15 protein-coding genes are annotated in these 13,647 nt (G+C 43.5%); 13 read left to right on the top strand and 2 right to left on the bottom strand.

Features of this window, described 5'->3' with window-relative positions:
* The first annotated feature begins 168 nt into the window (after positions 1 to 168).
* Both J1N51_RS06735 and J1N51_RS06730 read left to right on the top strand, forming a co-directional pair.
* Positions 169 to 372 (top strand): FAD assembly factor SdhE, encoded by a 204-nt coding sequence (locus tag J1N51_RS06735; RefSeq protein ID WP_232842892.1) that lies wholly within the window; start codon positions 169 to 171, stop codon positions 370 to 372.
* Between the two features lie 26 nt (positions 373 to 398).
* Positions 399 to 944 (top strand): hypothetical protein, encoded by a 546-nt coding sequence (locus J1N51_RS06730; protein WP_208833160.1) that lies wholly within the window; start codon positions 399 to 401, stop codon positions 942 to 944.
* Between the two features lie 20 nt (positions 945 to 964).
* Here the strand turns inward: J1N51_RS06730 and nadB are convergent, their stop codons facing one another.
* On the bottom strand, positions 965 to 2,578 hold the full coding sequence (gene nadB / locus J1N51_RS06725; RefSeq protein ID WP_208833159.1) for an L-aspartate oxidase: 1,614 nt from the start codon (positions 2,576 to 2,578) through the stop codon (positions 965 to 967).
* 216 nt (positions 2,579 to 2,794) lie between these two features.
* Here nadB and rpoE point away from each other — a divergent pair, with 216 nt between their 5' ends.
* The 11 genes from rpoE to acpS all read left to right on the top strand — a co-directional run bounded on the left by rpoE (position 2,795) and on the right by acpS (position 12,526).
* Positions 2,795 to 3,376: an RNA polymerase sigma factor RpoE gene (rpoE, locus tag J1N51_RS06720; protein WP_208833158.1), complete on the top strand. Its 582-nt coding sequence runs from the start codon at positions 2,795 to 2,797 to the stop codon at positions 3,374 to 3,376.
* A gap of 17 nt (positions 3,377 to 3,393) precedes the next feature.
* Positions 3,394 to 4,062, top strand: coding sequence for an RseA family anti-sigma factor (locus J1N51_RS06715; protein WP_208833157.1), 669 nt, complete (start codon positions 3,394 to 3,396; stop codon positions 4,060 to 4,062).
* Positions 4,063 to 4,239: 177 nt separating this feature from the next.
* The gene (locus J1N51_RS06710; RefSeq protein WP_208833156.1) at positions 4,240 to 5,340 is read left to right on the top strand and encodes a MucB/RseB C-terminal domain-containing protein; all 1,101 of its coding nucleotides are present in this window, start codon (positions 4,240 to 4,242) and stop codon (positions 5,338 to 5,340) included.
* A complete protein-coding gene (locus tag J1N51_RS06705) occupies positions 5,337 to 5,831 on the top strand; it encodes a SoxR reducing system RseC family protein (RefSeq protein ID WP_208833155.1) in 495 nt (164 codons plus the stop codon). The genes J1N51_RS06710 and J1N51_RS06705 overlap by 4 nt, the downstream gene beginning before the upstream one ends.
* Positions 5,832 to 6,132: 301 nt before the next feature.
* Positions 6,133 to 7,923: a translation elongation factor 4 gene (lepA, locus tag J1N51_RS06700; protein ID WP_208833356.1), complete on the top strand. Its 1,791-nt coding sequence runs from the start codon at positions 6,133 to 6,135 to the stop codon at positions 7,921 to 7,923.
* 41 nt (positions 7,924 to 7,964) lie between these two features.
* The gene (lepB, locus tag J1N51_RS06695) at positions 7,965 to 8,885 is read left to right on the top strand and encodes a signal peptidase I (RefSeq protein WP_208833154.1); all 921 of its coding nucleotides are present in this window, start codon (positions 7,965 to 7,967) and stop codon (positions 8,883 to 8,885) included.
* Between the two features lie 75 nt (positions 8,886 to 8,960).
* On the top strand, positions 8,961 to 9,632 hold the full coding sequence (gene rnc / locus J1N51_RS06690) for a ribonuclease III (protein WP_208833355.1): 672 nt from the start codon (positions 8,961 to 8,963) through the stop codon (positions 9,630 to 9,632).
* 35 nt (positions 9,633 to 9,667) lie between these two features.
* The gene (gene era / locus J1N51_RS06685; RefSeq protein ID WP_208833354.1) at positions 9,668 to 10,594 is read left to right on the top strand and encodes a GTPase Era; all 927 of its coding nucleotides are present in this window, start codon (positions 9,668 to 9,670) and stop codon (positions 10,592 to 10,594) included.
* Between the two features lie 18 nt (positions 10,595 to 10,612).
* On the top strand, positions 10,613 to 11,380 hold the full coding sequence (gene recO, locus J1N51_RS06680; protein WP_208833153.1) for a DNA repair protein RecO: 768 nt from the start codon (positions 10,613 to 10,615) through the stop codon (positions 11,378 to 11,380).
* Between the two features lie 28 nt (positions 11,381 to 11,408).
* Positions 11,409 to 12,146: a pyridoxine 5'-phosphate synthase gene (gene pdxJ, locus J1N51_RS06675; protein WP_208833152.1), complete on the top strand. Its 738-nt coding sequence runs from the start codon at positions 11,409 to 11,411 to the stop codon at positions 12,144 to 12,146.
* 2 nt (positions 12,147 to 12,148) lie between these two features.
* The gene (gene acpS / locus J1N51_RS06670) at positions 12,149 to 12,526 is read left to right on the top strand and encodes a holo-ACP synthase (RefSeq protein WP_208833151.1); all 378 of its coding nucleotides are present in this window, start codon (positions 12,149 to 12,151) and stop codon (positions 12,524 to 12,526) included.
* A 9-nt stretch (positions 12,527 to 12,535) separates the two neighbouring features.
* Here acpS and J1N51_RS06665 read toward each other — a convergent pair whose 3' ends face one another.
* Positions 12,536 to 13,585: a patatin-like phospholipase family protein gene (locus J1N51_RS06665; protein WP_208833150.1), complete on the bottom strand. Its 1,050-nt coding sequence runs from the start codon at positions 13,583 to 13,585 to the stop codon at positions 12,536 to 12,538.
* Positions 13,586 to 13,647: the final 62 nt, after the last annotated feature.

Genomic DNA, 13,647 nt, shown 5'->3' with positions numbered 1-13,647 from the left:
GATTAATTTTGCTAATAAGACAGTATAATCAAGGCTAAGCAAGAAGAACCAATCAGGAATGCATTACTCATGACAGAATCTAAAGCAAAAGTTGTTTATGTCGATGCCTCAGGCACAAAGTTTCAATTGGACTCCAAACCTAAGTTGAAGTGGGCGTGTCGCCGTGGCATGTTAGAATTAGACGTCTTGTTCGAACCTTTTGTCGATGAAGCATATGATGCATTAGATAATGCCGACAAAATGGCGTTCCAAAAACTATTGGCGTGTGAAGATCCCGATCTTTTCGCTTGGTTTATGGGTCACAAAGAGTGCGAAGACGCTGAGCTAAATCGCATAGTCCAGATCATTCTGAACCGTGTAAAAGCATCTTAATTCAATAAAGAAGCTACAATTGGGTGATGAAACAAAATCACCCTCTCGAAACCTCAATCCCTCTGATTTCCAGCCGACTTAATCAGCGCCACTTAACTTCAATTCGACCTTTATCCGTCACCCGTGCGTTGCTCTACTTTTCTCACTATATGTTGTTGGTGGTGTATTTGACTAAACAGCACTTAGGATCAGTCCACTATGACGTTCTGCGATTTATATTTTCGAGTTATGTGATTTTGTTGTTGGTGTTTTTGGTTGAACTATTGTTATTTGGGTGTTGGCGAACAGCGAGAAGTCAGATAAACAAAAAGGAAGAATATCAGCTGCTTCCTTCTAGTTTGCGAATTGGCCCATTGATGATCTTAGATATTTACTGTAGCCCGTACCGATCAAACAATGCTCCTAATCAGGGTAATCACAAAAGCCAGCAACCAGCCCAAAAGAGCGAGAGAAAGCTCACCATGGGTGATGGGGTGTACTTAGTTTTAGTGGTTTTTTCTGATCAAGTCAGTACCAAGTGTTGGCGGGAATGGTGCTTAAAACTAGCGTTTATCCGCAGCCAATCCTCCTAACCTAACTGATATTTATCCACCTAGACTTTACTCAATATCGTAGGCGAAGAGGTTGGTAACGTTTCTGGATAATCAATGGTGTAATGCAATCCACGGCTTTCTTTACGAGATAAGGCACTTTGAACAATTAGTTGAGCGACTTGCACTAGATTACGCAGCTCCAACAAGTTATTACTAACTCTAAAAGAGGCATAAAACTCATCAGTTTCTTGTTTGATAAGTTCGATACGCTTTAGTGCTTTAATTAGACGTCTATCCGAGCGCACAATTCCGACATAGTCCCACATTAATAAGCGCAACTCATGCCAATTGTGGCTAATAAGAATATCTTCTTCGGAGCTGGTTACTTTGCTCTCATCCCAGTGGGCAATATCACCTGGCTCTGGTTGCTGCTCAAGACGCGTCAAGATTTGCTCAGCGGCCCCTTGGGCAAATACAATACACTCTAACAAGCTGTTACTCGCCATTCGATTGGCGCCGTGTAGACCTGTGTATGCAACCTCTCCAATCGCAAATAAGTTACTGATGTCAGTTTGTCCTTTTAAGTCGGTCATCACACCACCACAAGTATAATGGGCCGCTGGCACGACAGGGATTTGCTCTTTGGTAATATCTATACCCACTTTAAGACAAGCAGCGTAAATCGTTGGAAAGTGCTCTAAGATAAACTCTTCTTCTTTGTGAGTAATATCCAAATACATGCAATCCGCGCCCAAACGCTTCATTTCAAAGTCGATGGCACGGGCAACGATATCGCGTGGAGCTAATTCTTCACGTTCATCAAAATCGGGCATAAAGCGCGTTCCGTCAGGACGACGAAGCTTTGCTCCTTCACCTCTTAGCGCTTCTGAAATTAAAAAGTTTTGGGCTTTTTCGTGATACAAACTGGTTGGATGGAATTGATTAAACTCCATATTAGCGACTCGACAACCAGCTCGCCAAGCCATGGCAATTCCATCACCGCTGGCGATGTCAGGATTAGAGGTATATTGATAAACCTTGCTCGCTCCACCGGTTGCTAAAGCAATAAACTTAGCACGCACGACTTCTACGCGCTCTAAATTGCGGTTCCAGACATAGGCCCCTTTAACGGTTTTGTCAGTGCTACCGTTACTGTCGTCTGCGCTTTTTTCGCTGACTAAGTCCAAAGCATTAAATCGTTCAAATAGGCGAATGTTAGGGTGTGCTTTTACCTTATCGAGTAAGGTCGTTTGCACTGCTTTACCCGTAGCATCTGCCGCATGTAATATCCGACGGTGACTGTGTCCACCTTCTCTAGTTAAGTGATAACGAGAAGAACCATCAGAGTCGGTAACTTGGTCAAAAGGGACGCCTTGGGCTATGAGCCATTCCATAGAGGACTTAGCGTGGCTAGCCGTATATCGAACAGCTTCTTCGTCACACAGGTTTGCACCAGCAATCAAAGTATCTTGAACATGTGAGTCTATGCTGTCGTTTTCATCAAATACGGCTGCGATTCCGCCTTGTGCATAAAGAGTCGAGCCTTCTTTTAAAGCTGACTTACTCAAAACGATGACCTTTGCTTGATCTGCAATACTCAGTGCCAAGGTCAAACCCGCGGCGCCGCTGCCAATTATTAAACAATCTGTGTAGTGCTGAGTATCGTTCGACATTAAATTTACCAAGTAGTCATTGTGTTACACTTTGAAAACCAAAGCAGAAAAAGAGTAAAAGACGTTTAAAACATTCACAAATGGTGGTTGTACGTCTATTTTATAAAAAAAATCAAAATAAATTAGAACTTTTTAAATAAGCGACAGTCATAAAGACAGCAAAAGCCGATATTAGCAGACTTTAGGCGCTAGCTAAAAGCAGGAGTAGTAGCTCTGATGAGCGAGCAGAGTAAAGATTTAGGATTAGTCAGAAGAGCGCAAGCGGGTGATAAAGCGGCATTTGATTTGCTAGTAAGAAAGTATCAAAACAAAGTCGTAAGCTTGGTATCTCGATATTTAGGCAACAACGGCGATGTCCAAGACGTCGCTCAAGATGCATTTATCAAGGCTTATACCGCGTTGCCAGGGTTTAGAGGTGAAGCTGCATTTTATACGTGGCTATACCGAATCGCAGTAAACAGCGCCAAAAACTATTTAATGGCAAAAGGCCGCCGTCCCGCTAATGTGGATGTTGATGCCGAAGAAGCTGAGTACTACGAAACAAGTGATGCATTAAGAACTAACGCATCACCTGAGCGACTTGCGCTAACTGAAGAAATAAAAAAAGTGATTTTCGATACCATTGAACAATTACCGGAGGAGTTGCGTGTTGCGATTCAACTTAGGGAAATCGATGGGATGAGTTACGAAGAGATAGCAACTGCTATGGGGTGTCCAATTGGAACTGTGCGTTCTCGAATATTTAGAGCACGTGATGCCATCGACGCCAAATTACAGCCGCTGTTAGAAAACCGTTAAATGGAGCCATTCGCAATATGACGAATAATTACCAAGAACCATTATCTGCATTATTAGATGACGAGTTGTCAGAATCTGAATTACACGACGCTCTCTCTTCTGCAGAAGTTGACGTTGAGGCCAAAGAGCAGTTTAGCCGCTATGCGTTGATTGGGGATGTAATGAGAAACGAGCAAGAGTTGATAGTGCAAAGTAGCTTTGCAGCGTCAATTCAGCAAGCGGTCGCAAACATTGAGCTTCCTGTAGCAGATGCGATAGTGGAAGAAAGTGCTAAGGCCGAGACTCCAGCGAGTGTAACGGCGATATCTTCCCATCCAAAATGGCGTGAGCGGTTTACCACACTGGTTACTCAGATTGGCAACAGTGCAGCCGCGAAAAGCGGTACTCAATTTGCCATTGCAGCATCAGTTGCGTTAGTTGCGGTGGTTGGAGTTGGCAACATGCAAACAAGTCAAACGGAGCGCGTCTCTTCGCCTGTGTTAAATACGGTACCTATTGTGCAGGACTTAAAACCAGTTTCTCTTGATGGAACACAAAAGAAACCAACAGCAAATCAAGTTACACAATCGCGTATTAATGCTTTGATGGCAGACCATAACCAGCAAGTACGTGCAGCTGAAGAGCAAGCAGAAGAAAAGTCTGACCCTGCATCTGACGCCAATGGACAAGAGCCAATTCAAAATTAATCAGCGATTGTTCAACATACTATAAGTGAATGCTAACGCCTGTGGTAACATCTCATTTGAGGATACGCCCGGGCGTTTTTGTTTTTCAGAGTTTATTTAAGTTTGATGTTGTTTTTTATTGAGGCTCACATCTCTCTCTTCAAAGTCATCAAACTGTGTTAAAGAAGTAGGTGAAAAGTGATCAAAGGAAGCACGACACAACACGTTTTTTTAGTATTAGCACTGAGCTTATTCAGTTCCTTTTCTATCGCAATTCCTCAGCTCAATATCGACCCTGAAGAGGGTGTAAGCACCAATAGTCCGAGTGAACAGCCACCAAGAGCATCTTTAGTCAGTGCTGGCCAAGTCAAGCCTGACCCTGTAACAGACATGTCGGCTAGCGCTGAAAAAATCAACGCTGCGTTTTGGTTAAAAAAACTAAGAACTGCATTAAGAGAAAGTCACTTTGAGGCGGGTATCATGCGTCAAAAAGGACAAAAAACCGAATCGTATCAATGGTTACACGGTACCGTAGGAGAGGGTGAAAACAAAGTTGAAGTTGAGCGCGTCTCGCAACTTGTAGGTGGCGTTGGTACTATGATCCGTCGCGACAATACCATTGCTTTTTTTGACTCAAAAAAAGAGCCTTACGCTGTTCAGGGCAATAGTATTCGCAACTTTATGCCGCCAATTTTCTACCGCAATGCGGGTGAGCTTATTGATAGTTATCAGTTTGTTTTAGTGAGTAAGAGTCAGATTGCAGGACGCTCAGCTCAACTCATTCGAATCGAATCCATTAAGCGCCAAACTTATAACTTTTGGGTTTGGATAGATGTTGAAAGTGGGCTGCCTTTGCGTATGGTTTATGTTGACGATGAAGGCGAAGCGGTCGAGCAAATTGTCATGATGCATTTGTCTGTGTATAACCAACACACAGAAGAGATGGTCAAACTCTCGACTATGGAGCTACCAGAAGCGCCTGCTGCCGTAGCTGCTAACCAACAAACAAATAACTGGATAATTTCTCATATTCCTAAGGGCTTTGAATTGATCAAAAGTGACCGTCATCACGTGTCAATTAGCCGAGAAGTGTCCGATTATTACCTATTTAGTGACGGTTTGGTTGAGTTTTCAATTTATGTTCAGCGACCTTTGGACAACTTCACCAGTCCAGTTGTATTAACCGATGGTGCAACCTCATTTGTGATGATTCATGCTGGTGGCTTTGATGTCACTGTTATTGGTATGATCCCACCGGAAACAGGATTCGAAATAGCTAAAGGTGTATCTGCTAAGTGATAAAAGAACGCGGTCAAGTGGTTCAAATTGACGAACAATTTATTTGGGTTGAAACCGCAATCAAGTCGACCTGTTCGTCCTGTGCTGCCAAGTCAAATTGTGGGACAAGTTCGGTTGCGGAGGCATTTGCGGGCAAGTCTGTGATCAACAAGGTACGCAACCACTTAAAGGCTCAACTTCATGACCAGGTAGAAATCGGGATTCCTGAAGAAAGTTTAATCCAAGGGGCATTTTGGGTTTACCTCGCCCCTTTGATCAGCGCCATATTATTTGCCTTAGGTGCCGAATACTGGCTTTCTAGGTTTATCGACATTGCAGAATGGCAGGTGATCATATTCACTATACTCGGCGGTGCAGTGGGGTTTGGCGTGGCTAAATACAAACTAAAATCCGATGGTCCAGAGCGATATGAGCCGCAATTATTAGAGGTTTTATCTGTAGTTAAGGGGAGTGACGGCTCTCAAGACATTGAGGTCAAACAAGTTAACTAAGACAGAGTTGGCGGCATTCAATTCCACTTCAAGCTCAGGTCCTAATCAAGGACAGTTCTAATTTCTATCGAATCTTTGCCAAACACACTAAAATAGTGGAGAGCAAAGGCAATAACGTGTAAAATTGCGGCCTTTTTATGCATTCTGTATTTATTGAATTCGGATAGTGTTTTGGCTTTTACTTGTTTATAAAAATGCGAGTAAATGTTCACTATCAACAAGAGAAAGATAAACACTAAGAGTACTTATACGCTGCTGAGGCAGCGTGATGTTAACGGTAATAGGTAAAGTACAAAATTTTATGAAGAACATTCGCAACTTCAGTATCATCGCCCACATCGACCACGGTAAATCAACCTTATCAGACCGCTTAATTCAGCACTGTGAAGGATTGACTGATCGCGAAATGAAAGCGCAGGTACTTGACTCGATGGATATCGAGCGTGAGCGTGGTATCACAATCAAGGCACAAAGCGTAACGCTAAACTATAAAGCGAAAGACGGTGAAACATACCAGCTTAACTTCATCGATACACCAGGGCACGTTGACTTTACCTATGAAGTATCTCGCTCACTAGCAGCTTGTGAAGGTGCACTGTTAGTTGTTGATGCGGGTCAAGGCGTTGAAGCTCAGACGGTCGCCAACTGTTACACGGCGATTGAGATGGACTTAGAAGTTCGTCCAATCCTTAACAAAATTGACTTACCACAAGCTGATCCTGAGCGCGTGGCCGAAGAAATTGAAGACATCGTAGGCATCGATGCCGTTGACGCCGTGCAGTGTTCGGCTAAGACAGGTATCGGTATCGAAGACGTACTTGAAGACATCGTCAAAAACGTACCTGCACCAGAAGGTGATCCTGATGCGCCAGTACAAGCGTTGATCATCGACTCTTGGTTTGACCCATATCAAGGGGTTGTATCATTGGTACGTATCAAACACGGCCAGCTGAAAAAGGGCGATAAAATCAAAGTAATGTCGACGGGTGAATCTCACATCATTGACAAGATTGGTATCTTTACGCCAAAACAAACTGATACAGGTATCCTAAGAACAGGTGAAGTTGGTTTTGTTATCTCAGGTATCAAAGACATTTTAGGTGCACCAGTTGGTGATACCCTAACAACAACGGTAAATGCAGCAACCGCACCGTTACCGGGTTTTCAAAAGATTAAACCGCAAGTATACGCGGGTGTATTCCCTGTTAGCTCTGACGACTACGAAGCATTCCGAGATGCACTAGGCAAGTTAAGCCTGAACGATGCGTCATTGTTCTACGAGCCAGAGAGCTCTACTGCACTGGGCTTGGGTTTCCGTTGTGGCTTCTTGGGTATGCTACACATGGAAATCATCCAAGAGCGTTTAGAGCGTGAATACGACTTAGACCTAATCACTACAGCACCGACGGTAAACTACGAAGTATTGACCAAAAAAGGTGAACTATTGAGTATCGATAGCCCGTCTGAGTTACCAGCTGTAGGTGATATCGATGAAATTAGGGAACCAATTTGTAAAGCAGATATCTTAGTACCACAGGAGTACTTGGGTAACGTCATTACACTTTGTGTTGAAAAACGCGGTGTCCAAACGGCAATGAGTTACCACGGTAAGCAAGTTGCAGTAAGTTATGACTTACCAATGGCCGAAGTTGTTATGGACTTTTTTGACCGTTTAAAATCAACCAGCCGTGGTTTTGCTTCACTAGATTACAACTTCACTCGCTTTGAAGCAGCTGACATGGTTCGCGTTGACATTTTATTAAACGGCGAACGAGTTGATGCATTAGCGATGATTTGTCACCGTGATTTTGCACAAGGCCGAGGCCGTGAGCTAGCAGAAAAGTTAAAAGAGCTAATTCCACGTCAAATGTTTGATATCGCAATTCAAGCAGTTATCGGTGTACACGTTATCGCTCGTACAACCGTTAAACAATTGCGTAAAAACGTAATCGCCAAGTGTTACGGTGGTGACGTATCTCGTAAGAAGAAACTCCTTCAGAAACAGAAAGAAGGTAAAAAGCGCATGAAACAAGTAGGTAATGTTGAGTTACCACAAGACGCGTTTTTAGCAATTCTAAAAGTTGGTAAATAATCGGCCATTAGGCCGATTTGTTCACACAGGAAGAACTGAGTATGGCAGGATATTTTGCAGTATTTTTAGTGGTGTTAACCTTGGCTTGTGGCCTTATTTGGCTAATCGATGCAAAGCTATGGGCACCGGCTCGTCGCGCTAAAGTAGAACAAGCATTAGCCGTCGCGGGGGGCACTCTTCCTGATGATGAACTTGAAAAAGTCGCCCCTCAGCCAGTAATTGCGGAAACGGCACAGTCAATTTTTCCAATATTGGCGTTAATTACCATATTTCGTTCTTTCTTATTCGAACCATTTCAAATTCCGTCAGGCTCTATGATGCCAACTATGCTAGTCGGTGATTTTATCTTGGTTCAGAAGTATTCGTATGGTGTTCACGACCCAATTTGGCGTTCAGAACTGATTGAGACTGGCAAGCCTGAGCGCGGTGATATTGCGGTATTTAAATATCCACTTGATGAACGTTTAGATTACATCAAGCGTGTTATTGGTGTGCCAGGCGACAGAGTTATTTATCGCAACAAGCAGTTGTTCATTCAACCGAGCTGTGAACGTCAGCCGGACGATTGTGGCAAACTAAATCGCGTCGAGCTAAACAAAGTTGCTCAGGGTGAGTTTGAGATGATGGGTGTACCTTTGATCACAGCCAAAGAGCAGTTAGGCAATGTAGAGCACGATGTTCTGATTAACCCGAGATATCCAGATATGGCTGAGCAGTTTTATTCGCAACCTGGCACTCGTCAGGGAGAGTGGATTGTTCCAGAAGGGTATTACTTTATGATGGGTGATAACCGCGATAATAGTACTGACAGCCGCTTTTGGGGCTTTGTTAGCGAAGAACAAATGGTGGGTAAAGCGGTCTTCATTTGGATGAGCTTTATCTTTAACGACGGAAAGATCAGCTGGCTACCGGACTTTATTCCAGTAGACATTCGATTTTCACGTTTGGGAAGTGTGCAGTAAACACTTCCTTCTTTGCCGAATGCCACATACTAAGTGGCACAGCAAAGATGATTTAAGACAAAAGAGTAAGCATTGATCAAAAAAGATTACACACAGTTAGGTAAACAACTCGGTTATCAATTTAATAACGAGTCTTTATTAAAACAAGCACTGACTCACCGCAGTGCAAAGGGCGCTCACAATGAGCGCCTTGAATTTATCGGTGACTCTCTTCTCGGGATGTTCGTTGCCGAAGCCCTGTACTTTAATTTCCCTAAAGCGACCGAAGGTGAACTGACTCGCATGCGCTCTCAAATTGTTCGTGGGCAGACGTTGACCAAAATCGCCAAAGCTTTTGAGCTAAGCAATTGGTTGGTCTTAGGTCCAGGTGAAATGAAAAGCGGTGGTTTTAGACGTGATTCAATTTTAGAGGATGCAGTTGAAGCCATTATTGGTGCGGTTTATTTAGACTCAGATATCGAACAATGTAAAAAATTTGTTCTAGGCTTAGTAGAAGAATATTTAGCTGCGGTTGATCCATCAAAAGCATTAAAAGACCCCAAAACACGACTGCAAGAGTGGCTGCAGTCTAGACAGCAACCATTGCCTGTTTATGAAGTGATTGAAACAACAGGCCAGGCACACAACCAGATGTTTACCGTTGAGTGCCGATTAGAGACGGGTGAGTCAATGGTTGCAAAAGGGTCAAGCCGCCGTAAAGCAGAACAAGCTGCGGCAGAAAAAGCATTAGAGGTAATTACAAAGTGAGCAATTCAGATCAAAACCAGGCCGAATTAGATGCCTTGTTAAATAACTTAAACAATCGCGCTGATTTAAGCCAAACCAAAAAGTGTGGTCTCGTTGCCATTGTTGGTCGTCCAAACGTAGGTAAGTCTACGTTGATGAATCACATTCTTGAGCAAAAGATCAGTATTACCTCCAAAAAGCCGCAAACAACGCGTCATCGTATTTTGGGTATTCACACTGAAGGCAACGAGCAAATCGTTTATGTTGACACACCGGGTCTTCACAAAGAAGAAAAGCGCGCCATTAACAAATTAATGAACCGTGCAGCATCAAGTGCCCTTGGCGATGTTGAAGTAGTGTTGTTTGTTGTTGAAGCTCTAAAGTGGACTGAAGATGACGAAATGGTCTTAACGAAGATCCGTCGTTCTAAAAAGCCAGTGATTTTATTGATAAACAAAGTCGATATGATCAAAGACAAAGAGACTTTGATGCCGTTTTTACAGACTCTATCGGCTAAGCACGACTTTGAAGAGATTATTCCAATTTCTGCCGAAAAAGGCACTAACGTTGAGCCAATTAAAGCTTCAGTACGCAACTACTTACCAGAAAATCCATTTTTCTTCCCTGAAGATCACGTAACAGACCGTTCTTCACGTTTTATGGCGGCTGAAATCGTTCGTGAAAAGCTAATGCGCTTTATGGGTGAAGAGTTGCCATACTCTGCAACTGTCGAGATTGAGCAGTTTAAATGGGATGAAAAGATTTGGCGTATCAATGCATTGATTTTGGTTGAACGCGAAGGCCAAAAGAAAATGGTTATCGGTAAAAAAGGCGAAAAACTAAAAGTGATTGGCCGTGATGCTCGTCAGGATCTCGAAAAACTATTAGACGAAAAAGTCTACCTAGAACTTTGGGTTAAAGTGAAAAGTGGTTGGGCTGACGATGAACGTGCGTTGCGTTCGTTGGGATATTCAGAAGACTAATTTATAAGTGGGCAAGTAATGGCAAAGGAACTGGAGTACGCGCCCGCTTTTATTCTGCACACTCGACCGTTTAAAGAAAACCAACTGTTAATTGAAATGTTGGTTGCCGGTGAAGGGCGCATGTCCATCATCGGCTTTAAAGGCAGTAAAAAAAACACCGCGAAGACGGCACTATTCAGACCATTCAGACCACTGGTAATTCAATTTCGAAAAACATCTGGGCTGCGCACGTTAAAAAGTGTTGATGAAAACCAATCATTAGCTAGGCAACTAACTGAACTGAAGGGTAAAGCCTTGTTTTGCGGCTTTTACATCAACGAACTAATATGTCGCTTGTGTAAAGCAGACGAAGACTACCCAGAGCTTTATGCGTTATACACCTATGCACTCAAATACCTAGCTAAAACCCCCGAACAACTCGGTAGCGAAGGGCTTTGGTTAGAGTTGATTTTGAGGCAGTTTGAGTACCGTTTGTTAGTCATGTTGGGATACGGTATTAGTTTTCAGAACGAGTGTGAGCATGGTGTAGAAATTGCGTCTGGAGCAAGTTACGAGCTTAGGCCCGACCGAGGTTTTGTGATGACAAGTGACAAGCCGGGTAGTATTACAGGACACCAAATACTATCTTTGGCTCAACGGTTAGACACAACACTCGATATGGTCGAAAATCCGGATAGTGAAGTATTAAAAGAAGATTTACGAGTGGCTAAAGGAATTATGCGTCTTTGCTTACAGGTTCACTTAGGTGATAAGCCACTCAAATCAAGAGAATTATTTAGAAAATAACAGGTTAAAAACAGGAATTGGAGTAGATATGAGTGAAATTCATTTAGGGGTGAACATTGACCACATTGCAACGTTACGACAAGCACGTGGAACGACGTACCCTGACCCAATCCATGCAGCCGCTGTCGCTGAACACGCCGGTGCAAGTGGCATTACTATTCACTTACGAGAAGACCGCCGTCATATCCAAGACCGCGATGTTTATACTCTAGCTAAAACGATTCAAACTCGAATGAATTTAGAGATGGCAGTGACCGACGAAATGATCGCAATTGCATCCGAAGTTAAGCCACCTTTTGTTTGTTTAGTACCAGAAAAGCGCGAAGAGTTAACCACCGAAGGTGGCTTGGACGTTGTTGGTCAATTCGATAAAGTAAAAGACGCCGTTGAGCGTTTGACGGCGATTGGTTCAAAAGTATCTTTGTTTATTGATGCTGACGAAGCTCAAATCACGGCAGCTGCCAAAACTGGTGCGCCTTATATCGAAATCCACACCGGCCACTATGCCGACGCTGAGACTGAGCAAGAGATGGAAGCTGAACTTGCTCGAATTCAGCACGGTGTTGCCTTTGCCACTCAGCAGGGGATCATCGTTAATGCTGGCCACGGTCTTCACTACCACAATGTTAAGCCGATCGCGGCTATTCCTGATATTTATGAGTTAAATATCGGTCATGCAATTATTGCTCGTGCTGCTATTGATGGTTTGGACAAAGCCGTACGCGACATGAAGACACTAATGAACGAAGCTCGTCAGGGTATTTAACAATGTCTGTGCTAGGTCTAGGGACGGATATAGTTACCATTAGTCGAGTAGAGCAGGCGATTGAAAAATCCGATCGCCTGGCTGAACGGGTTTTGACGGAAACTGAGCTGTCCATTTTTCGTCAACACGCTCAGCCTGGCCGTTATTTAGCCAAACGCTGGGCAGCCAAAGAAGCGGCTGCTAAAGCGATAGGCTTAGGTATAGGGCGCGGAATATCTTTCCATCATTTCGAAATTACCAATGATGAATACGGCGCGCCTCATATGACCTTTTCTGCAAAGGCACAAGATATTGCCAGTCAACGTGGAGTGAAGAGTGTTTTACTTAGTATCAGTGACGAGCAAGACGTTGCGGTTGCGACAGTCGTTTTAAGTAATTAAACCGCTTTTTTAAAACGCAAGTGGCTTTAACCTTGCCGGATCAAACTTTTTGACCATATTATCGAACGACTCAGCAAGTCTTTCTGTTTCTTCAAATACCGTATGCCAGTAGCGAATTCTAGTTGTGGCATCCATTTTTTCAAAGTCAGTTCTATCTGGTATTTTGCTAAACGGCAATTGGCTTACAAATTCATCAGACGGTACCAGCATAACTGTTTTGTCGTAGTGCTTGGCACTGGCAGTACGTTTTAGGTTTTTGTCAAACCAGCCAGCCTTCGGGGTTTTATTAAAATGAGGGTATAGCGTAAGGCCGTCGTTTTGCACAGTAAAATCAAAATGGTAGTCAATGATCCCGCCATCGCGATACATACCTTTTGGAGCTCCTGGAATATCAGGTATACCCAACATCACCATAGGGATAGCACCGCTGGCTAATAATGCCGAATGAAAGTTATCTTGGCTTAATGGTACGGTTTCGGTCGTGAAGACCGCCGTTTCTTGTAAAGACAATGGTTGTGGATTGCTCGAAAAAATGACGCGTTGATATTGCTTTGTTAGGTGTTGTCGGCCGATTGCATTATTGATGAGGCTTTTGGCCAAGCCCAACCCCTGTTTTAATTTGTTTTCATTGGCTACGGAACCTAAACAACGAGCCGTCAAAAAGTGAACTCTACGCTGTGGGTTATCAAGTACTTCCTGGCACTTATCTGTCGGAAGAATATGGCCAAGTAACTGTTGCGCAGCCCTTGTTACACCGGTTGGAGTTGCATCTAACGCAAAATCAGTCGCAGCATAACGATATGCAAGCTCTGATATCGCCTGCACAGGGTCGTTTTGAGCAAGACAAGAGGCTCTAAAAGCACCAGCAGAAGAGCCAATCAAGTCCATTGAGTGAAACGAGTCTTTAAAAAACTCTCCAAACAAATATTTGTCTAAGCCAAATAAGCTAAACCACTTGGGTCCACCAGACGCACCCAAAAACGTGGAAAAATCTTCCGGCCGAAAGCCTCTCTCTAAAATTTGTTGCTTTGCTGCTGGGCCTGCGTAAATGTCTAACACCACTTCCCTCAATACTCTGCCTTTTTGGCATGATACCAAACCGTTTACATTTAGTGACAAAT

This window comes from Psychrosphaera ytuae (genome assembly GCF_017638545.1).
GTDB classification, from domain to species: Bacteria; Pseudomonadota; Gammaproteobacteria; order Enterobacterales; family Alteromonadaceae; genus Psychrosphaera; species Psychrosphaera ytuae.
This window is presented reverse-complemented; position numbering and strand designations above follow the sequence as displayed.

Excerpts from the sequence above, each read along its gene's own strand:
- J1N51_RS06735 (WP_232842892.1), top strand. The coding sequence starts at position 169 with ATGTTAGAATTAGACGTCTTGTTCGAACCTTTTGTCGATGAAGCATAT.
- J1N51_RS06730 (WP_208833160.1), top strand. The coding sequence starts at position 399 with ATGAAACAAAATCACCCTCTCGAAACCTCAATCCCTCTGATTTCCAGC.
- nadB (WP_208833159.1), bottom strand. The coding sequence starts at position 2,578 with ATGTCGAACGATACTCAGCACTACACAGATTGTTTAATAATTGGCAGC.
- rpoE (WP_208833158.1), top strand. The coding sequence starts at position 2,795 with ATGAGCGAGCAGAGTAAAGATTTAGGATTAGTCAGAAGAGCGCAAGCG.
- J1N51_RS06715 (WP_208833157.1), top strand. The coding sequence starts at position 3,394 with ATGACGAATAATTACCAAGAACCATTATCTGCATTATTAGATGACGAG.
- lepA (WP_208833356.1), top strand. The coding sequence starts at position 6,133 with ATGAAGAACATTCGCAACTTCAGTATCATCGCCCACATCGACCACGGT.
- lepB (WP_208833154.1), top strand. The coding sequence starts at position 7,965 with ATGGCAGGATATTTTGCAGTATTTTTAGTGGTGTTAACCTTGGCTTGT.
- recO (WP_208833153.1), top strand. The coding sequence starts at position 10,613 with ATGGCAAAGGAACTGGAGTACGCGCCCGCTTTTATTCTGCACACTCGA.
- pdxJ (WP_208833152.1), top strand. The coding sequence starts at position 11,409 with ATGAGTGAAATTCATTTAGGGGTGAACATTGACCACATTGCAACGTTA.
- acpS (WP_208833151.1), top strand. The coding sequence starts at position 12,149 with ATGTCTGTGCTAGGTCTAGGGACGGATATAGTTACCATTAGTCGAGTA.